Genomic DNA, 25,584 nt, shown 5'->3' on the forward strand with positions numbered 1-25,584 from the left:
TTTGCCGCGGCGACTGGTCGCCATGTGGCCATGTGATCCCAGTCATAGTCGCGCTCCTCTCCTCAAGTGGAATCGCGACATCGAGAGGCGGCCGACCGGTACGCTCGCCACGTGGCCGTTCGCCCGTAATCGCGACACGATGTGGAGTGGACACGGGGACTGCGGCGAAAATGGGCGTGCGCATGCAGTCCGCGATGGCCCACGCCGTCGCCGAGATCGAACGGACGACCGGCCATCACATCGACCTGGACGATCCGCGGCAGGTACCGCTCGACGATGTCTTCGCGTTCAAGCTCATCCAGGAGAGTCAGACCCTGGGCCTGTTCCAGCTGGAGTCGCCCGGTCAGCAGGACCTGCTGTCCCGGTTGCAGCCGCGCAATCCGCAGGACGTCATCGCCGACATCAGTCTCTTCCGTCCCGGTCCGGTCGCCGGTGGCATGCCCGAGCGGTACATCGCCGCCCGCCACGGCGGCACACCGTCGTACGCCCATCCGGACCTGGAGCCGGTGCTCGCCGACACCTACGGCGTGACCATCTGGCACGAGCAGATCCTCGAGACGCTGTCGGTGATGACCGGCTGCGACCGGGCGCTGGCCGAGGTCGCCAGGCGGGCGCTCGGCGACAAGGGTCGGCTGCCCCGGATCAAGGACTGGTTCCATCGGCAGGCACGCGCTCGCGGCTACAGCGAGACAGTGCGCGAGCAGGTCTGGAAGAACATCGAAGCCTTCGGTGCCTACGGCTTCTACCGCGCCCACGCCGTCGCCTTCGCCGTACCGGCCCTGCAGAGCGCCTGGCTCAAGGCGCACTACCCGGCATTCTTGCTGGCAGGCCTTCTCGAACACGACCCCGGTATGTGGCCCAAGCGCGTCCTCGTCTCCGACGCCCGTCGGCGTGGCGTCCCGATTCTGCCTGTCGACATCAACTGCTCCAAGGCGAAGCACACCGTGGAGAAGGCCGACGGGGATCAGTGGGGGGTGCGGCTCGCGCTGTCCGAGGTGCACGGCATCAGCGAGGACGAGTGCGCACGAATCGAGGAGGGGCAGCCCTACGGATCGCTGTCGGACTTCTGGCAGCGGGCCCGTCCCAGCAGGCCGGTCGCCGAACGCCTCGCGGAGATCGGTGCCCTGGACTCCCTCCATGACGGCCGCCTCACCCGCCGTGACCTGCTGCTGCAGATCGCCGAACTCCACCGGGCCTCCCGCACCCGGTCCGCGGGCAAGGGCCAGCTGCCCCTCGACACAGACGCCGTCGGGGGAGCGGAGCCGAGCGGGCTGCCGGAGATGACGGGACGCGAAGCCCTGAGCGCCGAGCTGAGCACCCTCGGCATCGACGTCTCCAGGCACCTGATGGAGCACCATCACCGACTGCTGCGCGAGATCGGCGCGACCGACGCGGCCCACCTGGCCGGCCTGCGCGCCGGTCAGCAGGTCCTCGTCGCGGGCGTACGGGCCTCCACCCAGACCCCGCCGATCGCCAGCGGCCGGCGCATCATCTTCGTCACCCTGGAGGACGGCGCTGGCCTGGTCGACCTGGCCTTCTTCGAGGACTCCCACCCTGCCTGCGCGCACACCGTCTTCCACAGTGGACTGCTGCTGGTCCGCGGCACGGTCCAGGTGCGCGGCACCCGCCGCACCGTCGTCGGTACCATGGCCTGGGACCTGGACGAGATCGCCGCCGCCCGCCGCGACCGTGGCCCCGAGGCCGCGCTCGCCCTCCTCGGCGCCGACCATCCCCACCCGACCCCCGCCCAGCCGCAGCGCACCCTGGCCAACGGCACCACAGGCGCCCGCCTGCACCCGTACGCCGACCTGCAGCCCGCCGGCAGCCGTTCGGCCGATCTGAAGAAGTTCGGCCACCGCAGCCCGGTGAGCGCAGGATGACCACGCGCCAGCGGCACATCGCCCACCTCTACCTGCACGCCGCACTGAGCGAGGCCCAGTACGGCGACGTAATCGAACTGATGTCCGGTATTACGCCCCACGTCCAGGCCGTCCCACCCAACGCCGTCCAGCTCGACCTGACCTCGGCGCTCAGATACTTCGGACTGTCTCCCTACGACGTGGTCCAGCTGGCGAAGATGAGGCTGAAGGCCCTCTACGACATCGACAGCAGCGCCGGCCTCGCGGGCAACCGCATGCTGGCTGCCATGGCGGCCGACGCGTCCGGGCCGGGTGACACCACCTGGGTCCCCGCCGGACATGCGGCCGACTGGCTGTATCCGCGGCCGGTGACCGCGCTGCCCGGGATCGGCCGCTCCACAGCGGACACGCTCAGCAGGTACGGCCTGCACACCATCGGCCAGGTCATCGACCTGCCCGCGGGGACCCTGCAGCGTCTTCTCGGCGCGGGCCCTGCCCGGCTGCTGGCCGAGCGCGCCCGCGGCCATGACCCCCGCCCGGTCACCCCGTCGGAACCCGCGGAGCACCTGGTCGCCGACCTAGTACTCGAGCGGGACTGCCTTGACCCGGCGCAGCATCACCGAGCAGTCCTGGAGCTCGCCGACCAGATCGGCCAACGCCTGCGCGGCGAACGTCAGATCACCAGCCGGCTCACCCTCACGGTGCGGTACGCCGACCGCAGCTCCACGACACGTACGCGCGTGTTGTCGGAGCCCACCAATCACTCATTCGCGCTCGCGACAGCTGCCCTGGGTCTGCTGACCGCTCTGGGGCTGCAGCGAGCGCGAGTCCGCGCCTTCACGATCCGCGCCGACGATCTGCTGCCGGCCGACAGTGCTTACCGGCAGCTCTCCCTCGATCCCGGCGACGATCGCGCCCGCGCAGCCGAAGCCGCCGCCGATCGTGCCCGGCGGCGCTTCGGACCGGAGGCTGTACGTCCAGCCTCTCTGGCTGACTGACCGCTATTGCCAAGAACCACTGCTTCCTGGCGAATGCGGTCATGTGAGACAGGGCGTTCCTGTTCGTGGATCTTGTGCTCGGGCTGATCGTCAGTGGTTGTCTGCGCTCGTGATCGTCTGACACGTCGGTGACCGGCTCGCGGAACGTTGTGGGACGCTGGTCTCATGTTCGAGCTGCCCGTCGTGGCGCCCGGTGTCGCGATCTTCGACCACCTCCGCCAGCACGCCGACGAGGCCGGGCGGACACAGGATGAACTCCCGTTGCCGGACGACGACAAGGATCGGCAGTGGCACGTATGGGCGCCCGGCGCGTGGGACAGTTCCTCTCGCCACCGCGGCCAAGCGAGCGACACCGACCGGGCCCGTCAGGTCGCCGGATTGCTGCAGCTGGCGTGCCAACATCCGTCGGTCACGAACCTGCGCGCACTCTACGCCGGTGTCGCGGGCGACAGCCTGATCGGCTGTGTCGACGCGCTCACCGAGCTGCTCACCAGGGAACAGCCCGATCGGCGGGCGCTGCACGCGATCGGCCACTGGCTCGCCACGACCGCGCCCGACCGGGAGCCGGTCAAGCTGGGCGTCACGCTGCTCGGTGTCACGGGGTCGGACGCCGACCTGCCCGTACTGCGGCTGCTGGGTGCCCACTCCGAGTTCACGCTCTATTGCGTGACGGCCATGGCTAACATACTTCCCGACCCGGAGCCGGAACTGTGGGCGCTGGCTCGGTCGCTGGAGGGCGCGGGCCGGGTCGTCTGCGTGGAGCTGCTGCGCGACACCGAGGACCCTAGGATCCGCGAATGGATCCTGCGCGGCGGGTTCCGCAACCTGAACGGGAGCGACCAACTGGCACTCATCGCCGCCACCACCGGCGACCTGCTGTCCGCGCTGCGGGGTGACGTCGACCGGGAACTGCTGACCGCGGCCGGGGAGATCATCGAGAGCCTGATCTCCTGCGATGACATCGACGACTACGAGCACGGCGCCCATGCCGTCGAGGCGTTCCTCGGGCACATGCGAACGAGAGCGGACACGGTGCAGGACGTGTCGACCGTCGCGGAGATCCGTTCGTACCTGGCCGACAACGACGACTGGGACGAGTGGAGGTGGCGCCACTGGACCGCCACCCGACGGGCGGCGTTCGCGGACACGTGCGGCTGGATCCTCAGCTGGGACAAGTGGCCGGAGCGCATTACCGCCGGCCTGGCCGAGACCGACGACGGACCAGCGATTTGGGCCGCGCGGGCCCTCGGCATCGACATCTTCGACACGCTCGTCGAGAAGATACGGGCCAACCCGTACACCAGCAACTGGTATGACGCGTGGCTGCAGGCGGACACCGAGCGGGCCAGGCAGCTGGTGGACATGGCCAGAACCCTCCTGCCGATTGACCAGATCGCCACCGGCCCGGCCGACGAGCAAGGACTCGGCCCGGCATGGCAGGCGCACAGGACGTTCGGCTGGACAGTGCAGGCGCTGCGAGATCACCCGGGCACCGGCGGCGACGTGCTGCTGGCTGGGCTGCGCAGCCCGCTGAACCTCGACCGGCATATGGCGCTGCAGGCGCTCTGGAAGTGGCCGGGGCACACGTGGCCGCCCGGTGCCGCCGCCGCGGTCGAGGAGGCCGCTCGCGCCGACCCCGACAAAGATGTCAGGCAATTCGCGGCCCGGCTGGCCGATGGGCCTCCTGCCTCACTGTCCACAGTGGGCAGCCTTCGTGGCCGGCATAACTAAGTGAGGACAGCCTTGCTCGGGCGTTGGCCAGACTTGCGATCGAGGCCACGACCGCCGAGGGCATCCTCACCCGCGACGTCGGCGGCACGGCCACGACCGAGGACGTGACCAAGGCCCTGATCGACGCGCTCAACGCCTGACGGTCTGAAAGCGAGCTTTGAACGTCATCGGCGCTTGCCAGGGAGGGGACACCGACTGGGCACCTGTTCCGGGTGCCCGGTCGGTATCGAGGCTGACCTCGGCGTGCGGATCAGGTCGGCTCCGGCAGGGAGCGCACGGTCGCGTCCGTACTCGCGTGTCCCACCGGGACCTCCTCTCCAGGGGCACGCGGAACCAGTCCGGTCAGTGCGGCACCGATGACGCCGGGTACGGCGAGGGCGTAGAAATTCCATTGGAGCGCCAGCCCGGCCCCGATGATGAGCCCGAGCAGCGGCGGGGCAAGCATGGAGCCGATGCGGCCGAAGCCCAGTGTCCAGCCCAACGCTGTGGCGCCCATCCGTACCGGGTAGTACGGGACCACACTCCACCCGCCGTTCGACGTCCTCGCCGCCGAGCAGGGCTTCCCGCGCGTAGGCGGCCACCTCCAGGTCGCACCCGACCTCGTCACCAACGTGGTGGTCACCCCGCGTAAGACCGCCACCGCGTGGCACACCCGCGCCTACGCCGAGGTCTGCCGTATCAGCACCGAGGAACTGCTGTCCTCCGGCGCACCGGGCATCGAGGCGGCTCTGCTGCGGCACGGTCTGCCCGAGGCCGCTGTCCCCGGCCTCCTCGGGCCCGCCGGCCTGTCGACCGCTCCCGAGGTGCCCCTGCGCGGCATCGAGGCGGTGGCCGGACTGCGCCGCCGCTTCGATCCGGGCTGGCAGCCCGCCTGCCCGCTCACGTCCCTGATCGGTCCCGGTCAGGGACGCTGAAGCAAGCCGTCGCGGAGGCGGAAGTCCCGCCCGCGGGAGATCGCGGCGGTGCGGCTGAAGACGCTCGTCTCGCTGGGGCCGGTCGAGCCTCCGACGCACCTTGCCGCGAGCCCTGCCGCGGCCGGCGAGTACGCCAAGGAACTGCGCGCCGTACAGGACTCTCGCCCGAGGTGGCCGCGGGCGCCTGCGCCGTGGTGCGCGGATGCGTGCTGGACATGCTGGAACCCACGGGGCCGAGCAGGATCAGAGCTGGGAGCCGGAGGACGGTAGGTGACAGGGCCCCTGCCCCCGCCTGATGACCTGGGCCCCGCCGGCCCAGGTGAATACAGTGCCACGCTGTCTGAAGTTGGCCGGGGGCAGGCAGGCGAGTCATCACTGTGCAGTTGGAGGGGTTTCCCTAGCGGCTGCATACACATTGGGTAGACTCCCGGCGTGAGCAGGAGCAGAAACAAGTCCTCCGAGGACCAGTGGCCGGCCGACATCGGCAGCGAGGGGCAGGCCCAGTCCGTGCCGACGGACGAAAGCCCCGCAGCCGCCGCGGGCGGTCGCCGCCTTGCTCTCGACGTCCACGGGCGGCTGCGAAACATGATCCTCAGCGGTGAGCTGCCTCCGGGGTCGGTCCTGCTCCAGGCCGAAATGGCCCGGAAGCTGGGCGTCAGCCGCACGCCCATGCGGGAGGCGTTCCGGCTGCTCCAGGAAGAGGGGCTCATCGACGCGCGGCCCGACCAGCGAGCCCGGGTGCGGGCGGTGGACCCCGAGGACCTGGACGCTGTCTACGGGGCTCGCATCATGCTCGAAACGCTCGCTGTCAGCATGACGGCCAGGTCGCTCACGGCTGAGGACCTCGAGCGCATGAGCGACCTCCTGCAGCGGATGCAGGAGCTGGCGGGCGACGACCGGCCGGACGAGTGGCACGCCGCGCACAGGGAGTTCCACCGCATCGTCACCCGGACGGTGGGGCCGCACCTGCAGCGCATGCTCGTGTCGCTCGGCGAACACAGCGATCGTTACATCCGCCTGGCTCAGCTGGGTGTGCCCAGCTCATGGGGCCGGGCACACGCAGATCACGAAGCGCTCCTGGAGGCACTGCGCCTGAGGGACCCGGCCGAAGCCGCACGCTTGATCGCCCGCCATCTGGCGCGCACCGCTCTGAGCGTGCTCGCGGACGTCGCCCCGGAGTACGAACCCGCGGCAACTCGGACAGCGCTCGGGATCGCGGGCAACGGTCAGTCCTGACGCCGCTCCGCCCGGCCACTGTTGCCTCTGGCATCGGGACTTGCCGCATGGGCGCGTACCCGCCGCCCGTGGTCGAGGTCGTGCAGGACGAGCGGCAGCCCGGTGGCTGTCGCGCGGGAGGTCGGCGACGGCGTGCGGGACGACTGCGCGATGGCCCAGTACGTCGGTGAGTGCTGGTGATGCGCGGCGGCACCCCCGGTGCGGGCTCGCTCTACCGTACGGACGCCGACGGCACGGTCGTACGCGCCCTCGACGGCCTGACTATCGTCAACGGGCCGGCTTTCACCGCCGCCGGCACGACCATGTACCTCGCCGACACGGCCGCCGGCACCATCCTCCGCTGTCGGGTCGACCTCGTCTCGGGTGACCTCTCCGGCGGCCCGGAGACCTTCGCCCAACTGCGCGACGGTGAAGGCAGCCTGCAGGAGGACGCCCTGGGCAGCCGAACGCCAGGATGAGTCCGTGGCTTCACTTCGGCAGACGGGTCAGCGTGGCTCGCGGACCACGGCGACGCCTCCCGGTGGGACGGTGACGGTCCCGGTGATCGGTGTGCCGGTGAGGAGTTCGATGCCTTCGGCGGGTGCTTCGGCTCCCTTTCCGGTGTGGTCGATGAGGAAGAGGTAGTCGGCCTCCGTGCCGCGGCGCCGGACGACCTCGATCCCCGCAGGCGCCTCATGTTCCGGTGTGGCGCCCGCCTCCTGGTGAATACGGTGGAGCAGGGCGGTGAGCGTGTCCTGGTCGGGGTGGGTGGCCAGGTACCAGGCGGTTCCGTTGCCGTGGTGGTGGCGGGTGACGGCGGGGTGGCCGGCCAGCGGGCCGTCGGCGTAGGAGGCGACGGCCTGCGCGCCGGTGAGCCGTATGCGTTCCGACCACAGGTCGGCCGTGGTGGCCGCGGGCACGTCGCCGGTCAGGCCGGTCGTCTGTTCCGGCAGCAGGGGGAAGAGCTCGTCGGTCATCACCCCGAGGACATCGCGGAACGCCCCGGGGTAGCCGCCCAGGTACACGTGGCAATTCTCGTCGACCATGCCGCTGTGGAAGCCGACGGCCAGCGTGCCCCCGCTTTCGGTGAACCGGGTGAGGTTCGCCGCGGCTGCCTCCGTCACCAGGTACAGCGACGGCGCAAGGACGAGTTTGTAGCGGTCGAGTTCAGGGTCGTCGGGGCGTATGAAGTCGACGGCGATCCCCGCCCGCCACAGGGGGGTGTACCAGTCACGCACCAGATCCTGGTAGCGCAGTTCGCCGCTGGGCTGAGCGGGCAGTTCCAGTGCCCACCGGGCGTCCCAGTCCCAGACGATGGCCACTTGTGCCGCGACGGTGGAGCCCCGTACCTCGGCCAGAGCCTTCAAGTCCGTGCCCAGTTGGACGACGTCCCGCCAGATCTGGCTGTCGGTGCCGGCGTGGGGCAGCATCGCGGAGTGCCATTGCTCGGCGCCCGCCTTCGCCGCACGCCACTGGAAGAACGCGATGCCGTCGGCGCCATGGGCCACGTGGGCCAGGGCATTGCGCCGCATTTCTCCTGGGTTCTTGGCGCGGTTGACCGGCTGCCAGTTGACGGCACCGGTCGAGTGCTCCATGAGGAACCACGAGCCGCCGGCGAGGGACCGCATCAGGTCGCCGTTGAGGGCGATGTCGATCTCTGCCTCCGGGTCGTCGGACATCAGGTAGTGGTCGTTGGAGAGGAGGTCCAACTCCGGTGCCCAGCGCCAGTAGTCCAGGGCGTCGATGGTGCGCAGGACCAGGAAGTTGGTGGTCGCGGGGATGCCCGGAGCGGCCTGGCGAAGCACCTCACGTTCGGCGGTGCACAGCGAGAGCAGTTCGTCGGAGCAGAACCGGCGCCAGTCCAGCTGGTGGGTGGGGTTGGGGACGGCGCCGGTGGCGCGGGGCGGCAGGATCTGGTCCCACGTGTAGTACCACTGGCTCCAGAAGGTGGTGCCCCAGGCGTGGTTGAGGGCGTCCAGATCGTCGTCGTAGCGGGCGCGCAGCCAGGTGCGGAAGGCGGCGGCGCTGGTGTCGCAGTAGCAGGCGTCGTTGTGGCAGCCGTACTCGTTGTGGACGTGCCACATGACGACGGCCGGGTGGGTGGCATAGCGCCCGGCGAGGGCTTCGGCGATGCGCAGCGACGCTCTGCGGTAGGTGGGGCTGCTGGGGCAGAAGGTCTGGCGGCTGCCGTACGACAGTCTCCGGCCGTCCCGGTCGACTGGCAACGCCTCGGGATACGCCCTGAAGAACCAGGCGGGCGGGGCGGCGGTGGGCGTGGCCAGGTCGGCGGCTATGCCGTTCTCCTGGAGGACATCGAGGATCCGGTCCATGCGGGAGAAGTCGAATACGCCCTCGGACGGTTCGAGCAGCGCCCAGGAGAAGATGCCGACGCTGACCATGGTCACCCCGGCCTCGCGCATCAGGCGCATGTCCTCGGCCCAGACCTCCTCGGGCCACTGCTCGGGGTTGTAATCACCGCCGTAGGCGATGCCGGGCTCGAACTGCCCAGGGCCATGGGCGGCTTCCCCGCCGGAACCATCCTCGCCGCGGGCGACTCCGTGCCGGCCGACCGATGGGGAGGCAGCAAGATCGACCTGTACGCCAGCACCGACCGCGGCCAGACCTGGGACTTCGTCACCAACATCGCCACCGGCGGCCCGGCATTCTCCACCAACGGCTACACGCCGGTGTGGGAGCCGTTCTTCCTGGTCTCCGGCGACCGGCTCATCGTCTACTACTCCGACCAGCGCGACACCGACCACGGCCAGAAGATCGTGCACCAGGTCTCCACGGACGTGCGCAACTGGGGCCCGGTCGTGGACGACGTGGCGATGCCCACGTACGCGGATCGCCCGGGCATGCCGGTGGTCACCCGGCTGCCCAACGGCAACTACGTGATGAGCTACGAGTACTGCAATGCCCCCGAGGGCGGGTGCTCCGTCTACTACAAGATCTCCTCCGACCCGGGGGGCTTCGGCTCCGTCACCGGCCGGGTGCTGCGGTCGACCGACGGCGTCATCCCCAGCGGGGCGCCGTTCATCACCTGGCTGCCCGCCGGCGGCCCGAACGGCACCCTCGTCCTCAGCGGCGAGTGTCAGGACGACCTGTTCGTCAACACGGAGAACGGGGCCGCGAACGCCTGGACCCGTATGCGCTCCAACGTCGCCGGCGGGTACAGCCGGGGCATGCTCCCGCTGGCCGACGGCCACAGTCTGATGGTGCTCAGCGGGGGACGCGCGCGAAGCACCGGCGTCAACCCGGTCACGTACAGCGTCGTCGACCTGGGCGGCGGCATCTCCGACGGCGCCACCTACACGCTGTCCAACGCGGGCAGCGCCCTGAAGCTCACCATCGCCGGCGGCTCCACCACCAACGGCACCAGCGCGACCCAGCAGAATGCCACCAACGCCACCGACCAGCAGTGGCGCTTCGAGCGGCAGCCTTCCGGCTACTTCAAGATCTTCAACGCCGCCAGTGGCAAGGTCCTCGGAGTGGAGAATCAGTCCACGGCCAACGGCGCCAGGATCCTCCAGTGGGACGACAACGGCACCCTCGACCACGAATGGGCCGTCGCCCCCCACCCCTCGGGCGGCTACACCGTCACCAACCGGGTCACCGGCAAGTACCTCGAGATCCCGAACGCCTCCACCGCCACCGGCACCACCGCCGTCCAGTGGAGCAGCACGGGCTGCGCCTGCCAGCGCTGGGACTTCACCCAGACGGCCCTGCCGCCCTTGGGTACCGGACAGTACGTCCTCGTCAACAAGAACAGCGGCAAGTACCTCGACATCCCCCAGGCCTCCACCGCCACCAACACCGCGGCCAACCAGTGGCGCAACTCCGCTTGTACCTGCCAGCTGTTCACCTTCCAGTCCGCCGGCAACGGAGCCTGGACCATCAAGAACGTCCACAGCAACCTCAACCTGGACATCCGCAACTCTGCCGGCACGACAGGTGCGGCCGTCGTCCAGAACACCGCCTCCAGCGCCGACTCCCAGAAGTGGACCCTCACTGACGCGGGCAGCGGCTACTACCGACTCCGTAACGTGAACAGCAACCTTGTCGCCGGTGTCGCCGAATCTTCCACCGCCGACGGTGCGGCTGTCGTCCAGTGGAACAGCCTCAACAACGACGACCAGCTCTGGAAGATCGTCCGTATCAACTGACCCGACGAAAGGCCGGGAGGACCAACATCCCGCCTGCCGGGCTCGCGGACCAAGTCGGCGAGCCCGGCAGGCTCTGTTCCGCACCGCGTGCGTTGCCTGCAGCCGTGCCGCTATGACTCCTGATTTTGACGCGCCCAGATCATCGGCAGTGCTGTGTGGAGAGTCGAGCATCACGGCCCCAGCCTCGCCGCGCTGCCACCGGAGCTCCGGGACGCGGACCTGCATGCGTGGACGACGGACTACCTCGTCACGGTGGTTATTGCCGTCCCTCAGGAGGGGCTGGGCCAAGAGCCCAGAAACAGCAGCGTGGTGACGGCGTATCAGCCGTTGCAGTCGTCGGCGGTTACCACTGGAAGTTTTTACTGACACGTAACTTCACAAGTGAACTACCCGTCCGTAACTTGACGAGTGAACAGCATCCTCGTGATCCGGATCACAGGGCGTAGTGCTATCGCACCTCCCTTGAGCCGCAAGGAGATCACCCGATGCTGCCCTGGAAACGAGTGCTCAGATCCCTGACCGCGCTGCTGCTGACCGCCGCGGTCGCCACCATCCCCACCGCCACCGCGCGGGCGGCCGACGCACCGAGCACTGGCTGGAACAACTACTCCTGCAAGCCCTCCGCCGCCCATCCCCGCCCCGTCGTCCTCGTGCACGGCACCTTCGCGAACTCCGTCGACAACTGGCTGGCCTTCGCGCCGTACCTCAAGAACCGCGGCTACTGCGTCTTCTCCCTCGACTACGGCCAACTGCCCGGTGTCCCCTTCTTCAACGGCCTCGGCCCCATCGACAAGTCGGCCGAGCAACTGAAGGCCTACGTCGACAAAGTGCTCGCCGCGACCGGCACCGCCGAGGCAGATCTCGTCGGCCACTCGCAAGGCGGCATGATGCCCCGCTACTACCTGAAGTTTCTCGGCGGAGCCGCCAAGGTGAACGCCTTCGTCGGCATAGCGCCCAGCAACCACGGCACCACCCTGAACAGCCTCACCCAACTGCTGGACTACTTCCCGGGCGCCGGAGACCTGCTCTCCGCCAACACCCCCGCCCTCGCCGACCAGGTCGCCGGATCCGCCTTCCTCACCAAGCTCAACGAGGGCGGCGACACCGTGCCCGGCGTCCGCTACACGGTCCTCGCCACCAAGTACGACGAGGTCGTCACGCCGTACCGGAGTCAGTTCCTCAGCGGATCGAACGTCCGCAACGTCCTGCTGCAGGACCTGTGCCCGCTCGACCTCTCCGAGCACGCGGCGATCGGGCTGCTGGACCGGATCGCCTTCCACGAAGTGGCCAACGCCCTGGATCCGGCGCGCGCCACCCCGACCACCTGCGCCTCGGCGTTCAACTGAGGCCTCCGCACGCCCTCGCACACCCTCGGGGCCTGTCCAGCCTGAGCCGCCGGACAGGCCCCGAAGTCTGTTCAGCGACCGTGCCGCCCGCCACTCACCGCACGCCGACGCACAGACGCGAACAGGGTCGCCGTGCCGAGGGTCAGCGCGGCCGCGCCGTCATGGCGAGGTACGGGGTTGTGCTGTCGCCGCCGGTCTCGGCGAGGTTCTCAGTGGCATCAGCCGCCGCCCATGGAGGCGGACCACGCGGCGAACGTGGCCGCGGGGCGGGTGTTCGTGACGGGCCATCCCGTCGTCGGCCTGGTGGTGATCGAGGCGTACGACGACCATCTCTTCCTCGACAGCATCGCCGTCCACCCCGACGCGCACGGAAGGGGCGTGGGACGACGGCTGCTGGAGTTCGTGGACGCACGCGCGCGTGCGCTCGGTCTGCCCGAGGTCAGGCTCTACACGAACGTGAAGATGTGGGAGAACCAGAGGCTCTACCCGAAGTTCGGCTATGAACTCGTGGAGCGGCGCGTAAGCGGGCCGTACGACCGCCTTCACTACCGCAAGCGGCTGGACTGACGGACGGCGTCCGTCACCCGTCCGGCCACCAGGTGCGTGCGATGTCCTTTCGGACCTCCGGGCGTCCGGCGGGACGTTCGTCCGCCTCCTCGCGGACCTGGCGGGAGTCCGTCTTCTTCAGGGGCTTCTGCACGGTCACACGGCGCATGGCTGCCTCCTTGAGGATCTACCGGGTTCCGCGTTCTCACGGAGGTAGACCCGTTCGGGGAGAGTTCCTCATCGGTTGCTGTTCTGTCAGTGGCCGTTGTCACGATTCGACTGTCAGTGGCGGGTGTCACTCTTGGGCGTATGACAAACGAGAGTGACGGTACGACTTCGGTGAGTAGTGACGGTACGACTTCGGTGAGTGTCGACTGGGACGCGCAGGCCGCCTCCTTCGACGACGAACCGGACCACGGGCTGCGCGACCCGGAGGTGCGCCGGGCCTGGGGCGACCGGCTGCGCGGCTGGCTGCCCGAGCGCACGTCCGACGTGCTCGACCTCGGCTGCGGCACCGGCAGCCTGTCGCTCCTCGCGGCCGAGCAGGGGCACCGTGTCACTGGCGTGGACCTGTCCCCGCCCATGGTGGACCTCGCGCGCGCGAAGCTGGCCGGGCGTGACGCCGTGTTCCTGGTCGGTGACGCGGCGGCGCCGCCGGTGGGGGAGCAGCGCTTCGACGTCGTGCTCGTCCGGCACGTGCTGTGGGCGCTGCCCGATCCCGGCCGGGGGCTGCGGCACTGGCGGGAGCTGCTGCGGCCCGGAGGACGGTTGGTGCTGATCGAGGGCGTGTGGGGCACGGTCGCTCCGGTCGGCATAGCCGCCGACCGGATCACGGCTCTCCTCGCGCCGCTCGCCTCGCACGTGCGCGTGGAGTCGTTGTCGGGGGACGCGCTGCTGTGGGGGAAGGCCGTGGAGGACGAGCGGTATGCGGTGGTGGCGGTGGTCGGTTGAGGGCGGGTGGCGTGCGCTGCGGGTCACGTGAGCCGCTGGTCACGTGAGCAGCGCCTCGAAATCGCCTCCGCGGGCCAGCCCCTCCAGTTCGTCGAGGGCGGCCATGGCGGCGGCCGCCGCCTCCGGGTCCCGTTCCGCCAGACCGCTCTCGGCGAACTCGTCCTCGTCCAGGCGGAGTACGGCCGTGCCGTCGGCGGAGCGCCACAGGTCAAGGTCGAGATCCTCTACGACGAGTTCGGTGCCGGAGAGCGTGGCGGGCCGGGTGATGTCGCAGTACCAGCCCTTGAGGGCGCCGGCGGAGTCGCGGACCTCCTTCACCGAGTACCAGCGGTCCCGCCAGTAGTACTCGGTGAAGATGTCGCCGGGCTCGAAGCGGACGAAGCCGAAGTCACGGACGCCGTCACCGGCCCAGGGGGCGCGGACGGCGATGCGCGCGCCGTCGTCGGCGAGGAGTTCGGCGCCGTAGCGGATCTTCGTGCGGCCCGCCTTGACGAGGACGACGTCCACGTGGAGCGTCGGCTCAGCCGATTTCGCGGACATACCGCACCTCCGTCGCGCAGATCTCGTACCCGAACCACTTGTTGATCGCGATCATCGGGCCGTTGCCGGCATCGTTGCCCGTGAACGCCTCCGTGAAACCGGCGGCGCGGGCGCGGTGCAGGGAGTCGTTCTTTGCCAGCTTGGCCAGGCCCCGGCCGCGGAAGGCGCGGGCGGTGCCGGTCATGACGGTGCCGTACCAGGTGCCGCCGTCGGTGCGGGCCGCGCTGAACGCGGCGGGGCGGCCGTCGACGACGGCGACGGAGGTGAGCTCATGGCTGATGAGGGGGTGGTTCCAGGTTCCCTTCAGCCAGGCCTCGTAGTCGGTGAACTCGTAGGCGATGTCGCTCGGTTCGTCGGACATCGTCTCCGCGTCCAGCTCGAACAGGGGGCGCGGGTCGTCCGCGAAGTCGGCGCCCGTGCGCAGCTCGACGTCCAGCGGGAGGCTCTGGAGCGGCGGCAGCGTGCCGTTCGCCAGGTCCAGGCGGAGGAAGCGGGCGGAGCGGCTCTCGCGGTAGCCGTGCCGCTCGGCGAAGGCGCGGTTGCCGGGTTCGTCCAGGACCCAGGAGAACAGCCTGGTCGCGCCCTGGGCCGCCAGGTGCTCCTCGGCGGCGCGGACCAGCAGCGAGCCGGCGCCGCGTCGCGCCCGCTCGGGGTGCACGTACACGTTGACGTACCCCTGGCCGGGCTCCGGACTGTCGTGAACGATCCCGACCTGTGCCGTGCCGATCACCTCGCCGTGCTCCTCCGCGACGAGGGAGCGGTGGTGGGCGTCGGGGTGGGCGTGGGTGAGGTCGTAGGCCAGGGAGTCGGGAGTGACCAGATAGAAGGGGAGCGCAAGGCGGCGGACGTGGGCGAAGCCCTCGATATCGGCTCGGACCTCGGGGTGGAGGTCGCGCACGGTCACAGTCATGTACGCGCACGCTACGGCGGGACGAGCGCGGGTGCCTCTCATTTTCCGGTGGGTGCGGGACAATCACCCTGTGACCTTGAAGATCCACATCGATGAGAGCGCACCGCCGTACGAGCAGGTGCGGGCGCAGATCTCCGAGCAGGCGCGGGCGGGCGTGCTGCCCGTGGGGTACCGGCTGCCGACCGTGCGGGGGCTGGCCGAGTCGCTGGGCCTGGCGGCGAACACGGTCGCCAAGGCGTACCGGGCGCTGGAGAGCGACGGGGTGATCGAGACGCGGGGGCGCAACGGCACGTTTGTGGCTGCCGCCGGCTCGGCCGCGGAGCGTGAAGCGGCGTCGGCTGCGCAGGGGTATGCCCAGCGTGTGCGGCGGCTGGGGCTTTCGGAGGGGGATGCGTTGGCGGCGGTGCGGGATGCTCTGCGGGCGGCTTACGGGGACGGGTGAGCACGGTTCGGCGCCGGACGACGACGTCCTGGCCGAGCGTCGTCGCGGCGGGAAAGGACTACGGAGTACGAGTGGGCGCCAGGCCCACCGCGCCCGCCGCTCGCGCGAACGTCACCGCGTCCTCCACCGCCGCCCCGTTCGGGTCGTTGTTGAAGTACGCGTACACGTCCTGCCCCTCGGCCCACGTCTGCGCGATCCGTTCGGCCCACGTCTTCAGGGACCGGCGCCCATAGCGCGGCCACGCCTTGGCGCGGCCCTCGTGGAAGCGGACGTACCCCCAGTCGGTGGTCCGCCACAACGGTGTCACCGGGCGGGCCCGTACGTCGGCCCAGCACAGCGCGGCGCCCCGGCTCTCCAGCACCTTGCGCACCTCGGGCGTCCACCAGGACTCGTGGCGCGGTTCCACCACGATCCGGGTCGCCGACGGGAAGCAGCCCAGGCAGGCCTGAAGCAGGCCGGCGTCGGCGCGCAGTGTCGGCGGCAGTTGCAACAGCACCGGGCCGAGCCGGTCGCCCAGGCCCTCCGCGTGGCTCATCAGGCGGTGCACCGGCTCCTCGGGGTCCCGCAGCCGCTTGATGTGGGTGAGGTAGCGGCTGGCCTTGACCGCGACGACGAAGTCCGGCGGAACGCGCTCCCGCCAGGCCTCGAAGTTCTCCCGCGACGGCAGCCGGTAGAAGGCGTTGTTGACCTCGACCGTCGCGAAGCGCCTCGCGTACTCCTCCAGCCACAGCCGCGTGGGGCACCCCTCCGGGTAGAGGACGCCGCGCCAGTCCTTGTACTGCCACCCCGACGTGCCGACGAACAGGGTCATACCCTCATGAAAGCACCCGCGAGGCCCTCTTACCGAGACAGCCCCTTACAGATAAAGCCCGGCGTCCGTCCCGGGCCGCGGCTCCGGCACTGACGTCGGGGACGTGCCTCGGCGCAGTGCGTACAGCTCCGCCAGTGTCGCGCCCTCGCGGCCTACGCCCTCCTCGGTTCCGAGCCAGTTCACCGCCTCCCGGCGGGTCAGCGGCCCCACCTCGATGCGGGCCAGGCAGCGACCGGGGCGGACCACGGCCGGGTGGAGGCGCTCCAGGTCCTCGTTGGTCGTCACACCGACCAGGACGTTGCGGCCCTGGCCCAGCAGGCCGTCCGTGAGGTTCAGCAGCCGGGACAGCGCCTGGCCCGCCGTGTGCTTGGCCTCCCCGCGGATCAGTTCGTCGCAGTCCTCCAGCAACAGCAGCCGCCAGCGGCCCTTGCCGGTGGAGTCCTCCTCGCCGATCGCGATGTCCATCAGATAGCCGACATCACTGAACAGCCGTTCCGGATCCAGCACGCAGTCCACCTGGCACCAGTCCCGCCAGGAGCGGGCCAGCGTCCGCAGCGCCGAGGTCTTGCCGGTGCCCGGCGGGCCGTGCAGCAGGAGCAGCCGGCCGGCGATGTCCTCCGGCGTCGTCTTCATCAGGCGGTCCATGGCGTCCGCCACCGGCGCGGTGTAGTTGTCCCGCACCTCGTCCCAGGTGCCCGCCGAGATCTGGCGGGTGGTGCGGTGCGGGCCCCGCCTCGGGGACACGTACCAGAAACCCATCGTCACGTTCTCCGGCTGCGGCTCGGGCTCGTCCGCCGCGCCGTCCGTGGCCTGGTCGAGGATCTTCGCCGCCAGTTCGGCGCTGGTCGCCGTGACGGTGACGTCGGCGCCCCGGTTCCAGCGGGAGATCAGCAGGGTCCAGCCGTCGCCCTGCGCCAGCGTCGCGCTGCGGTCGTCGTCGCGCGCCACGCGCAGCACGCTGGCGCCCGGCGGCAGCAGGGTCGCCCCGGAGCGGACGCGGTCGATGTTGGCCGCGTGCGAGTACGGCTGCTCGCCCGTCGCGAAGCGGCCGAGGAACAGCGCGTCGACGACGTCGGACGGCGAGTCGCTGTCGTCGACGTTGAGCCGGATCGGCAGAGCGTCGTGTGGGTTCGCAGACATGCCGCCATGATCCGGCACGGGCGGGCCTCGTGCACCCGGTTTCCGTTGTGCGCGGGTTGTGTCGCGTGTGTGCCAGGCGTCGCGGGGCAGGCGGGAATTTGTCAGACAGGCCCTAGCGCTCCCGGTGTGTCCGCTCCGCCCTGTTACAGAGCTGTGCGGCTACGACATCTGCCCCAGCGTGCCCCCACCCGGCTACCGTTGCCCTCGATGGGACGTCATGGGTGGAATTCGGGGGTGGGGCGCTGGCGGCTCACCGCGCTGCTCGGTGTGGGCGTGGCCGCTCTGGCGCTGGTGGTGACCCTGCTCAACACGCTTCCCGGCGGCGGCACGAGCACCGAGGGCACCTCGCGCGACGGCGACAAGGTGCACGGCACGCCGGCTTCCCCGCCGGACCAGACGACACCGGACGTCGGCTGGGGCTTCACGCACACCCAGTTCAGCGCCGACGAGGGCAGCTCCGCGGCCACCGGGCGCGTCGAGGAGCTGCTGTCGGAGGCCGGGGGCCTGCCGCAGAACCAGCACATCATGGGCTGGGGCGCCGACAACCCGGAGCCGGTGAAGGGGCGTTATGACTTCGAGGCCCTTGACCGCCGTATCGACTTCATGCGCTCCTCCGGCGGCACTCCCGTGGTCACCCTGTGCTGCGCCCCGGACTGGATGAAGGGCGGCAGGGGCGGCGTCGACAACACCGACTGGAGCCAGGCCGCCCTGGAGACCGCCCCGACGCCCGACCACTACCAGGACTTCGCCGACCTCGCCGCGACCGTCGCCAAGCGCTATCCGGACGTACGCCACTTCGTCGTCTGGAACGAGTTCAAGGGCTTCTGGAACGACGCGAAGGCCCGCTGGGACTACGAGGGGTACACCAGGCTCTACAACCTGGTGTACAAGGCCCTGAAGAAGGTCGACAAGGACATCATGGTCGGCGGGCCCTACCTGGTGATGGACAGCCTCGACCCACGGTCTCAGGACGCCTCCCCGACCTTCAAGGGACCTTGGGGCGCCATGGACCAGCGCGTCCTCGACGCCTTCGCCCACTGGAACAAGAACAAGGTCGGCGCCGACTTCGTGGTCGTGGACGGCTCCAGCTACACCAAGGACGACGAACTGCTGCCCGACGAGTTCGCCGCCACCGACAAGTTCACGGCGGTGAGCGAATGGGTGCGCGCGCGGACCGGTGACCTGCCGCTGTGGTGGGCCGAGTACTACGTCGAGCCCGCCGACGGCAACGACGACCGCAAGGGCTGGTCCGAGACCCGTCGCGTCGCCGTCCAGGCCACCGGAATGATCGCCATGGCCAAGGGCGGCGCCACCTCCGGCTTCTACTGGAACCCGGAGAAGGAGCAGGGCACCGAGTGCGCGGGCTGCCTGTGGACACCGACCGACAAGGGCAGCGGCGGCGAGAGGCTGCCCATGTACGACCTCGTGTCCCGCTTCGGCGCGGAGTTCCCGCCGGCCACCGAGTACGAGACCGTGTCCGTCGCCCCGGACGACGTACCCAATGTCCGCGTCCTGGCGACCGACAAGGTGATCCTGGTCGTCAACACCCTCGACCGGCCGATCAACGCGAGGATCGACACCAAGCGGTTCGACATGCAGGCGTACGAGGTGAAGTGGCTCAACCGGTAAGCCGTAGAAGCCACTTCACTTCATCGTCAGGAACCGCTGCACCAGCGAGGCGAGCAGCACCGCCAGCAGCGGCAGCGCGAACCAGAAGCTGCTCTGCAGCCACCGCAGTTGCCGCACGCTCGGCCGAACCGCGACCCGCACGACCTCCCGTGTCGTCAGCAGCACGATCAGCGCGAGCGCCGCGAGAGCCCCGACGACCGACCAGGGCGTCCACGTCACCTGCGGCCCGATCGGACCCGGGTCCGCGGCCGGGACCTTGCCCTCGGGCTGCCTGCGCAGCGTGTACATCGTCACGTCGTCGTTGACGAAGACCTTCTTCAGTTCCTCACGGGCGTCCAGGTTCTGGACCAGCCGCGGCTCCCAGGTCTTCGCATAGCCCACGTCCAGCTGGAGATAGATCACCTGACTGCGGTTGATCATCAGATACGAGTTCGGACCCGCGTCCTTCAACGCCTTGACCAGCCCCGACACCAGCACCGGGTCGGTCGGCGCGAGCGTCGGCAGGTACTCGACCTTCTCCATGTCCTTCGCGCCCCACGGCATCGCCGGCGTCACCGTGTTCACCGGGTCTTCGCTCAGCCACAGCAGGCGTGCCGTCGGCTCGTCGTGGGCGTACAGGTAGTCCATGGCGGCGACCTCGCCGGGCCGGATCCGCTCGAACGGCTCGTTGCCCCAACGGGCCACCAGGAAGCCGCCCATGAGCACCAGACCCGCCATCAGCGCGGCCAGCGGGGCCAGGCTCGCCCGGTCCTTGTCGCGCTCCTCGACCGTGACTCCGGTACGCGGGAACAAGGCGAGAGCGGCGAGCAGGGCCGCGCCCGGCAGGGCGAACATGAAGACCCGCAGCGCCATTTCGCCGCCGTACGACTGCATGCCGAAGCCCAGGAACGGCACAAAGGTCAGCACCAGCAGGGACCGCTCGCGGTACTTGTGCCAGCGCCGCCGCCACCAGCCCCAGCAGGCGAAGGCCATCACCCCGCCGGCCAGGAGCACGCGCGCGTAGAGCACGAGCTTGTGCGTCGAACTGCCGCCCTCTATACGGCCGGACACGGACGACGACACATTGCCGCCGACCCCGCCGACCCCGCCGAACAGCTCGTCGAAGTGCCCGGACCAGTACGGCTCGGCCATGAAGCCGATCCAGACGGCCACCAGGACGCCGAACAGGATGGGCAGACCGCGCAGTTCGCTGCGGCCGATCAGGACGAGCGCCGCCAGCACGCCCAGCATCACGAACGGGGTGAGCTGGTGCGCCGGGACGCTCGCCGCGAACAGGCCGATCAGGACCATGAGCAGCACGGCCCGCTGCCGCCGGTTCGTCGGCTCGACCTCGATCTCGCCCGGCCGCCGCTTCGTCCAGATCACGCCCGGCGCCCGGAACCAGACGAGCAGGATCGCCACGAACACCAGGTAGAGGAGATACGTGAAGCCCTGCGGGGAGAAGTAGTCCTGGCCGACCCAGCCGCTGAGCACGAAGATCCAGATGCCGGTCCACTTCGCCCGCCAGCTCGCCCGCATCGAGCGCACAAGGAGGAACATCGGCGCTAGATACAGCAGCTGGATGGCCAGCGGCCACCAGCGGATGACCTCGGTGAGGTCGCTGACCCCGCAGGCCTTCAGGGCGAACGCGGCCACCGCGAAGAAGCCCGGCCAGCTCCAGCGTGCGTCCAGGTCGGGGACGGCCGACCCGGTCCGGTCGATGTAGTCGAGGAAGCCGAGGTGCTGCCAGGCCGTCGCGAACCGCGGCTCGGTCTCGATCAGGGCGGGCAGCGCGTGCAGCGAGACCACGGTCGCGAGCAGCGTGACCAGGAGAAGTGCCCGGTGTTCGCGGCCCAGCCACAGCAGGGAGGCGAACACCACGACCAGCAGCGCCGCGCCGACGAGGGTGGGCAGGGGCAGCACGGAGATCAGCCCGAGCCCGCCCATCTCGTCGAGGTCGGCCTCGCCGAGGCGCAGCGCGGGCACCCAATACAGCAAGAGTGCGGCGGTCAGGAGACAGCCGAGGATCACTCCAAGGCGCGTGGGTGCACGCGAGGGCACCTCTTCGCGCACCGGTGCCTCTTCCCGTAGGACGTCCTCCACGGGCTCTACGGGGGCCTCCGCCTCGAACGGCGCGTCCACCTCCGCCGGCCCGAGGGACGCCTCGGAGCCCGGTTCCCTCTCCTCGACCGGCAACCCGAGCCCCGGCTTCCGCACCCAGGCCGGCCGCTGGTCGTCCGGAAGCACCGGCGTGCCCGCGGGCGGCGTCCCCGGCCCCGGCCGCACGTCGGGCCGGCGTTCCAGATGGTCGAAGTCGACGTGGATGCCGAGGGCGAGCGTTTCCTGGTCGAGCGCCCAGGCGGGTCCGCGCCTGTGCGGTGCCGCCTGGGCGGGGACCTCGCGCGCCCCCAGGTCGGCGAGGTCCCCGTCGGGCGCCGCGCTCTCGGGGATGTGGGCACCCGAGGCACGGACGATCTTGTACAGCTTGGGCGCGGCGATCGCGACGATCACCGCGAGCGAGGAGATCTCCGCGACGCCCGCGCCGGTCAGGCCCATGCGGGGGAGCAGCAGCAGCGTCAGCCCGAGCACCATGACGCAGAGCAGGCCCTGCAGCCAGGCCAGCCCGGCGGTGCGGCTCTGCGCGCGCAGCACCGCGAAGTACGTCTCCATGACGACCCGCAGAACCGCCCCGACCGCGAACCAGCGCAGCAGCGGTGTGGCCGCGTCCGCGTAGCCCGCGCCGAAGACGCCGAGGATCCACGGGGCGCCGAAGAACAGCACCCCGGCCACCGGCAGCATGATCCGCGCCATCCGCTTCAGCGCGGCCCGGGTGTTGGCGGCCAGCCGGCGCGGGTCGTGCGAGCCCTCGACGGTGAGGGACGCGCCCATGTTGATGGCGAGCAGATTGACCGTGCCGCCGATCGTGGTGGTGATGTAGAAGTACGCGTTGTCCTCGGAGCTGACCTGCGAGGCGATGATCACGGGGACCAGGTACACCACGGCGAGCGAGAACAGCGAGCCGGTGTAGTCGCCCGCCAGGAACCGCCCGACCTCCTTCAGCGTCGGCGGCCGGGCATGGTCCGCGGTGGCCTTCACATGCCGCGGCACCAGCCGCCGGAACACCAGCCAGCCCAGTGGCAGTACGGAGAAGGCGATCGCCGCGACCCAGGACACGAAGACGCCGGTGGTGGGGATGGCCACCGCGAAGGCGACCAGCAGCCCCAGCTTGACGGCCGAGAACACGGTGTTGCCGACCGGCACCCACAGCGCGCTGCGCAGCCCGGTCAGCACCCCGTCCTGGAGGGTCAGCAGCGACCAGGCGACGACCGCCACGACGAAGCCGAGCCCGTGCACCGGCCCGTGCAGGAAGCGGTACGACGGCCCCCACGCGTCCAGGGTGAGCAGGAAGACCAGCGCGGCCAGCGCCACGATCACCGAACTGCCCGCGTACGTACGCAAGATGAGCCGCCCGGTGGCCCGCCCCGCGATCGGGATGAAGCGGGCCAGCGCCCCGGTCAGGGTGAGTGCGGTCAGGCCGGCGAGGAGCTTCATCGCGGCGATCGCGGCCGAGCCCTGGCCCACGGCCGACTCGGAGTAGTAGCGGGCCGCGGCCAGCCAGAACCCGAGGCCGAGCACCGCGGAGATGCCGGTGTTGAGCATCAGGGCGTAGGCGTTGCGGAACAGCTGGCTGCCCCCCGCGCCCATTCCGGGCAGCCGGAGCCGGCGCCCCGGCCGCTCGGGCGCCTCGGTCGCGGGCGACTCTTCCTCGGTCGTGGTCGTGGTCGTGTCAGACACGGGAACGGATGGCCTTCCGGCGGACCTGTCGTGCTCTGCGGACCAGGGCGTACCCCTGGGTGAGTGCACGGTCTCTGGCGAAGTTCCGGGCGATCGCACGGCCCTCGACGAGCCGCTCGAACTCCTCGACGCCCGTGGCGCGGCGCACGGTCACGCGTCGCAGGGCGTACGGCCCCTGGCGTCGGCGCGCCAGGCCGTTGCCGACGGCGAGCGCCTGGCCGTACCCCGTCTCGCGGACGGCCTGCCGCACCCGGCGGCTGGAGTAGCCGTAGGGGTAGGCGAACGAGACCGGGACGGCACCGAGTTCGTCCGAGACGATCTCCTTGCAGTGGATCAGCTCCTGGCGCAGGCCGGCGTCGTCGAGCTGGTCGAGCTGCGGGTGCGTGTGGCTGTGCCCGCCGATCTCCACGTCCGCCGCCGCGAGTTCGCGGACCTGGTCCCAGTCGAGCATGGTGTCCAGGCCGCCCCCGGTGTCGTACGCGCCCCGGATCCACCCGGTGGAGACGAACAGCGTGGCGGCGAAGCCGTGCTCCGCGAGGACGGGGAGGGCGTGCCGGTGCACGCCCTCGTAGCCGTCGTCGAAGGTGATCAGGACCGGCCGTTCGGGCAGCGGCCGGCCGGAGCGCCAACGGGCGGCGAGTGCGGCCGTGGTGACGGGGGTGAAACCGAGTTCCGCGATCACCGCCATCTGCTGGGCGAAGGCCTCCGGAGCCACCGACAACTCCCGTGTGGCCTCGTTCGGGTCGGTCGCGATCGCGTGGTACATGAGGATCGGCACGGGCGCCTCGGTCATCTGCTTCCCCCTTCGATCTCCCTCACCACGAAGGTCGTCCCGCCCCGGCGCGCCCGGACGCTTCCCACGACGTACCCACCGGCCGCCGTCAGCACCCCGGCGACGATCGCCCCCGCGCGAGAGGCGCCCCCCGGCCGGGCCAGCAGGGCGTCCCGCAGCCCGCGCGCCACCCCGGCGGGCAGCACGCGTGTGGCGTACCGGCGTTCGGACTCGAGTCCCTTGTCGGAACCGACACTTCGGGCCACCAGCGCCTTCGACAGGCCCTCGGCGTACGTACGCGTGCGGAAGTACCCGAAGTGCTCGCGCGCCTCGGGCACCCGGTGGTGGATCACCGCGCGGTCGTCGATCAGCAGGACGGCGTCGGGCCGGGCGCGGGTGAGGCGGATGCACAGTTCCGTCTCCTCGCAGCCCAGCGGACGCTTGTCGCCGTCGCGCCCGATGCCGGTGGCGAAACCCCCCGCAGCGTCGAACGCCGTACGACGGAAGGAGGCATTGCCGCCGAGTACGTTGCGCACCCGCACCAGCCCGGAGGGCAGGCCCTTGTACGTGCAGCCCACCACCCAGTCGAACTCCTCGGGAAACCAGGCCGGTCGGCGGCCCGACGCCCAGATGGGCTCCGTACGGCCGCCGACGGCCATCACCCGCGGATCGGCGTAGCCCTCGGCGAAGTGCCTGAGCCAGTCCCGCTCGGCGACGGCGTCGTCGTCCAGGAACGCGACGACGTCGCCGCGCGAGGCGGCGATCCCGGTGTTGCGGCCGGCGGACAGGCCGCGGGGGCCCGCGTTGGCGAGCACCCGCACCTCGTCGGCCCCCTCGGCGTCCTTGTACTCCCTGGACAGCCGGTCCAGGAGCACCGCGTTGTGGTCGACGACAAGCAGTGTTTCCAGGGCCGGCCGTGACTGCGCCCGCACCGAGGAGACCGCCGCGAGGATGTCCTCCCAGCGGTCCTCGGTGTAGACGCAGATCACGACGGAGATGTCGAGATCGGTCAAGACACCTCTCCCCGGACCGTGTCGAGCATCGGGGAGTGCTGCGGACGGCTGCGCAGGGCGCGCCGGTTGGAGCGCTCCTTCAGGATCACTCTGAGCACCCTGAGCCCGTCCCGTACCGCCCGCAGATTGCTGGTGCCGTGGATGCGGAGATACTCGTGGCTCGGTATCTCCTGCACCTTCAGCCCGGCCTTCACCACCCGGATGTTCATCAGGGTCTCGACCTCGAAGCCGGTGCAGTCGAGGTCGATCTTGTCCAGGCAGTACCTCCAGAACGCGTTGTAGCCGTAGCACAGGTCCGTGTAGCGGGCGCCGAACTTGCGGTTGACGGCCGTGCACAGCGCCCAGTTGCCGAGCTTGCGGATGAAGGTCATGTCGTCGGTGCCGCCGCCGTTGGCGAAGCGGGAGCCCTTGGCGAAGTCCGCGCCCGAGACCAGGGCGGAGACGTACGACACGATCTCGTTGCCGTCGGCCGAGCCGTCCGCGTCGACCATCACGATGATGTCGCCGGTGCAGGCGTGGAAGCCGGTGATCAGCGCGTCGCCCTTGCCCTTGCCGCGCTGCTCGACGACCTTGACGTCCGGCCACAGCTCGCGGGCGACTTCGACGGTGTTGTCGGTGGAATTGCCGTCCACGAGAACCACTTCATGGATCCAGTTCGGAAGGGTCTTGAAGACGTAAGGGAGATTCTCCGCCTCGTTCATGGCGGGGATCACCACGCTCACCGGCGGCGCTATGGCCAGGTGAGAGGATATCGGCCGGTAGGTGCCGGCCTTCACAGGATCCTGGCCCGATGTCGCCGGGCGCAGAGCTGAGCTCATGAGTCTGGT

General features: G+C 70.2%; 22 protein-coding genes and 1 pseudogene. 12 read left to right on the forward strand and 11 right to left on the reverse strand.

Annotation, left to right across the window (positions count from 1 at the left end):
• Positions 1–176 precede the first annotated feature (176 nt).
• From CLM62_RS10485 to CLM62_RS10495, 3 genes are all read left to right on the forward strand, one after another.
• Positions 177–1,880: a hypothetical protein gene (locus CLM62_RS10485; RefSeq protein ID WP_257003793.1), complete on the forward strand. Its 1,704-nt coding sequence runs from the start codon at positions 177–179 to the stop codon at positions 1,878–1,880.
• Positions 1,877–2,857 (forward strand): ImpB/MucB/SamB family protein, encoded by a 981-nt coding sequence (locus tag CLM62_RS10490; protein ID WP_095749565.1) that lies wholly within the window; start codon positions 1,877–1,879, stop codon positions 2,855–2,857. The genes CLM62_RS10485 and CLM62_RS10490 overlap by 4 nt, the downstream gene beginning before the upstream one ends.
• Before the next feature lie 165 nt (positions 2,858–3,022).
• Entirely contained in the window at positions 3,023–4,588 is a 1,566-nt protein-coding gene (locus CLM62_RS10495) for a hypothetical protein (protein WP_095749566.1), read from the forward strand.
• Positions 4,589–4,838: 250 nt separating this feature from the next.
• Here the strand turns inward: CLM62_RS10495 and CLM62_RS10505 are convergent, their stop codons facing one another.
• The gene (locus CLM62_RS10505) at positions 4,839–5,084 is read right to left on the reverse strand and encodes an aromatic acid/H+ symport family MFS transporter (protein ID WP_143659003.1); all 246 of its coding nucleotides are present in this window, start codon (positions 5,082–5,084) and stop codon (positions 4,839–4,841) included.
• A gap of 115 nt (positions 5,085–5,199) precedes the next feature.
• On the opposite strand from CLM62_RS10505, the gene CLM62_RS10510 reads away from it, so the two are divergent.
• The 3 genes from CLM62_RS10510 (at position 5,200) to CLM62_RS10520 (ending at position 7,196) form a co-directional block, all read left to right on the forward strand.
• Positions 5,200–5,502 (forward strand): hypothetical protein, encoded by a 303-nt coding sequence (locus CLM62_RS10510; RefSeq protein WP_143659005.1) that lies wholly within the window; start codon positions 5,200–5,202, stop codon positions 5,500–5,502.
• 432 nt (positions 5,503–5,934) lie between these two features.
• On the forward strand, positions 5,935–6,738 hold the full coding sequence (locus tag CLM62_RS10515) for a GntR family transcriptional regulator (protein ID WP_095749569.1): 804 nt from the start codon (positions 5,935–5,937) through the stop codon (positions 6,736–6,738).
• A gap of 179 nt (positions 6,739–6,917) precedes the next feature.
• The gene (locus CLM62_RS10520; RefSeq protein WP_257003789.1) at positions 6,918–7,196 is read left to right on the forward strand and encodes an SMP-30/gluconolactonase/LRE family protein; all 279 of its coding nucleotides are present in this window, start codon (positions 6,918–6,920) and stop codon (positions 7,194–7,196) included.
• A 27-nt stretch (positions 7,197–7,223) separates the two neighbouring features.
• Here CLM62_RS10520 and CLM62_RS10525 read toward each other — a convergent pair whose 3' ends face one another.
• On the reverse strand, positions 7,224–9,206 hold the full coding sequence (locus CLM62_RS10525; RefSeq protein WP_095749614.1) for a beta-galactosidase: 1,983 nt from the start codon (positions 9,204–9,206) through the stop codon (positions 7,224–7,226).
• Positions 9,207–9,230: 24 nt separating this feature from the next.
• On the opposite strand from CLM62_RS10525, the gene CLM62_RS10530 reads away from it, so the two are divergent.
• From CLM62_RS10530 to CLM62_RS10550, 3 genes and pseudogenes are all read left to right on the forward strand, one after another.
• Positions 9,231–10,883 carry an RICIN domain-containing protein gene (locus CLM62_RS10530; RefSeq protein ID WP_257003790.1) on the forward strand — a complete coding sequence of 551 codons (1,653 nt, stop codon included), beginning with the start codon at positions 9,231–9,233 and terminating at the stop codon, positions 10,881–10,883.
• 485 nt (positions 10,884–11,368) lie between these two features.
• On the forward strand, positions 11,369–12,229 hold the full coding sequence (locus tag CLM62_RS10540; protein WP_095749571.1) for a triacylglycerol lipase: 861 nt from the start codon (positions 11,369–11,371) through the stop codon (positions 12,227–12,229).
• A gap of 222 nt (positions 12,230–12,451) precedes the next feature.
• Positions 12,452–12,796 (forward strand): annotated as a pseudogene (locus CLM62_RS10550) (GNAT family N-acetyltransferase); the annotation flags it as partial.
• 13 nt (positions 12,797–12,809) lie between these two features.
• On the opposite strand, the gene CLM62_RS51345 reads toward CLM62_RS10550, so the two are convergent.
• Positions 12,810–12,944, reverse strand: coding sequence for a hypothetical protein (locus tag CLM62_RS51345; protein WP_095749573.1), 135 nt, complete (start codon positions 12,942–12,944; stop codon positions 12,810–12,812).
• A gap of 140 nt (positions 12,945–13,084) precedes the next feature.
• Between CLM62_RS51345 and CLM62_RS10560 the strand changes: the two genes are divergently transcribed.
• Positions 13,085–13,726 (forward strand): bifunctional 2-polyprenyl-6-hydroxyphenol methylase/3-demethylubiquinol 3-O-methyltransferase UbiG, encoded by a 642-nt coding sequence (locus CLM62_RS10560; RefSeq protein WP_095749574.1) that lies wholly within the window; start codon positions 13,085–13,087, stop codon positions 13,724–13,726.
• A 39-nt stretch (positions 13,727–13,765) separates the two neighbouring features.
• Here CLM62_RS10560 and CLM62_RS10565 read toward each other — a convergent pair whose 3' ends face one another.
• Together CLM62_RS10565 and CLM62_RS10570 are read right to left on the reverse strand one after the other, a co-directional pair.
• On the reverse strand, positions 13,766–14,266 hold the full coding sequence (locus CLM62_RS10565) for a DUF402 domain-containing protein (protein ID WP_095749575.1): 501 nt from the start codon (positions 14,264–14,266) through the stop codon (positions 13,766–13,768).
• A complete protein-coding gene (locus CLM62_RS10570) occupies positions 14,247–15,176 on the reverse strand; it encodes a GNAT family N-acetyltransferase (protein WP_095749576.1) in 930 nt (309 codons plus the stop codon). Before CLM62_RS10570 ends, CLM62_RS10565 begins: the two co-directional genes overlap by 20 nt.
• 70 nt (positions 15,177–15,246) lie before the next feature.
• Here CLM62_RS10570 and CLM62_RS10575 point away from each other — a divergent pair, with 70 nt between their 5' ends.
• Positions 15,247–15,618, forward strand: a complete 372-nt coding sequence (locus CLM62_RS10575) for a GntR family transcriptional regulator (protein WP_179382036.1) — start codon at positions 15,247–15,249, stop codon at positions 15,616–15,618.
• A 58-nt stretch (positions 15,619–15,676) separates the two neighbouring features.
• Here the strand turns inward: CLM62_RS10575 and CLM62_RS10580 are convergent, their stop codons facing one another.
• Together CLM62_RS10580 and CLM62_RS10585 are read right to left on the reverse strand one after the other, a co-directional pair.
• Entirely contained in the window at positions 15,677–16,429 is a 753-nt protein-coding gene (locus CLM62_RS10580; RefSeq protein ID WP_095749578.1) for a DUF72 domain-containing protein, read from the reverse strand.
• A 45-nt stretch (positions 16,430–16,474) separates the two neighbouring features.
• Positions 16,475–17,569 carry a DUF5925 domain-containing protein gene (locus CLM62_RS10585; RefSeq protein WP_095749579.1) on the reverse strand — a complete coding sequence of 365 codons (1,095 nt, stop codon included), beginning with the start codon at positions 17,567–17,569 and terminating at the stop codon, positions 16,475–16,477.
• A 207-nt stretch (positions 17,570–17,776) separates the two neighbouring features.
• Here CLM62_RS10585 and CLM62_RS10590 point away from each other — a divergent pair, with 207 nt between their 5' ends.
• A complete protein-coding gene (locus tag CLM62_RS10590; RefSeq protein ID WP_095749580.1) occupies positions 17,777–19,198 on the forward strand; it encodes a xylan 1,4-beta-xylosidase in 1,422 nt (473 codons plus the stop codon).
• Between the two features lie 15 nt (positions 19,199–19,213).
• On the opposite strand, the gene CLM62_RS10595 is transcribed toward CLM62_RS10590, so the two are convergent.
• From CLM62_RS10595 to CLM62_RS10610, 4 genes are read right to left on the reverse strand one after another with little or no spacing between them, the layout of a single operon-like run.
• Complete coding sequence (locus CLM62_RS10595) at positions 19,214–22,972, reverse strand: hypothetical protein (protein ID WP_095749581.1); 3,759 nt, start codon at positions 22,970–22,972, stop codon at positions 19,214–19,216.
• Entirely contained in the window at positions 22,965–23,765 is an 801-nt protein-coding gene (locus CLM62_RS10600; RefSeq protein ID WP_095749582.1) for a polysaccharide deacetylase family protein, read from the reverse strand. Before CLM62_RS10600 ends, CLM62_RS10595 begins: the two co-directional genes overlap by 8 nt.
• Positions 23,762–24,757 carry a glycosyltransferase family 2 protein gene (locus tag CLM62_RS10605; RefSeq protein ID WP_095749583.1) on the reverse strand — a complete coding sequence of 332 codons (996 nt, stop codon included), beginning with the start codon at positions 24,755–24,757 and terminating at the stop codon, positions 23,762–23,764. The genes CLM62_RS10600 and CLM62_RS10605 overlap by 4 nt, the downstream gene beginning before the upstream one ends.
• The gene (locus CLM62_RS10610; RefSeq protein WP_095749584.1) at positions 24,754–25,575 is read right to left on the reverse strand and encodes a glycosyltransferase family 2 protein; all 822 of its coding nucleotides are present in this window, start codon (positions 25,573–25,575) and stop codon (positions 24,754–24,756) included. The genes CLM62_RS10605 and CLM62_RS10610 overlap by 4 nt, the downstream gene beginning before the upstream one ends.
• Positions 25,576–25,584 lie beyond the last annotated feature (9 nt).

Origin of the sequence: Streptomyces sp. SA15 (assembly GCF_002291145.1) — a bacterium.
Classification (GTDB): Bacteria; Actinomycetota; Actinomycetes; order Streptomycetales; family Streptomycetaceae; genus Streptomyces.

Bases quoted from the DNA above. Each gene is read 5' to 3' on its own strand.
- CLM62_RS10490 (WP_095749565.1), top strand. From the start codon at position 1,877: ATGACCACGCGCCAGCGGCACATCGCCCACCTCTACCTGCACGCCGCA.
- CLM62_RS10495 (WP_095749566.1), top strand. From the start codon at position 3,023: ATGTTCGAGCTGCCCGTCGTGGCGCCCGGTGTCGCGATCTTCGACCAC.
- CLM62_RS10505 (WP_143659003.1), bottom strand. From the start codon at position 5,084: ATGGGCGCCACAGCGTTGGGCTGGACACTGGGCTTCGGCCGCATCGGC.
- CLM62_RS10520 (WP_257003789.1), top strand. From the start codon at position 6,918: ATGCGCGGCGGCACCCCCGGTGCGGGCTCGCTCTACCGTACGGACGCC.
- CLM62_RS10530 (WP_257003790.1), top strand. From the start codon at position 9,231: ATGGGCGGCTTCCCCGCCGGAACCATCCTCGCCGCGGGCGACTCCGTG.
- CLM62_RS10540 (WP_095749571.1), top strand. From the start codon at position 11,369: ATGCTGCCCTGGAAACGAGTGCTCAGATCCCTGACCGCGCTGCTGCTG.
- CLM62_RS51345 (WP_095749573.1), bottom strand. From the start codon at position 12,944: ATGCGCCGTGTGACCGTGCAGAAGCCCCTGAAGAAGACGGACTCCCGC.
- CLM62_RS10560 (WP_095749574.1), top strand. From the start codon at position 13,085: ATGACAAACGAGAGTGACGGTACGACTTCGGTGAGTAGTGACGGTACG.
- CLM62_RS10565 (WP_095749575.1), bottom strand. From the start codon at position 14,266: ATGTCCGCGAAATCGGCTGAGCCGACGCTCCACGTGGACGTCGTCCTC.
- CLM62_RS10570 (WP_095749576.1), bottom strand. From the start codon at position 15,176: ATGACTGTGACCGTGCGCGACCTCCACCCCGAGGTCCGAGCCGATATC.
- CLM62_RS10580 (WP_095749578.1), bottom strand. From the start codon at position 16,429: ATGACCCTGTTCGTCGGCACGTCGGGGTGGCAGTACAAGGACTGGCGC.
- CLM62_RS10585 (WP_095749579.1), bottom strand. From the start codon at position 17,569: ATGTCTGCGAACCCACACGACGCTCTGCCGATCCGGCTCAACGTCGAC.
- CLM62_RS10590 (WP_095749580.1), top strand. From the start codon at position 17,777: ATGGGACGTCATGGGTGGAATTCGGGGGTGGGGCGCTGGCGGCTCACC.
- CLM62_RS10600 (WP_095749582.1), bottom strand. From the start codon at position 23,765: ATGACCGAGGCGCCCGTGCCGATCCTCATGTACCACGCGATCGCGACC.
- CLM62_RS10610 (WP_095749584.1), bottom strand. From the start codon at position 25,575: ATGAGCTCAGCTCTGCGCCCGGCGACATCGGGCCAGGATCCTGTGAAG.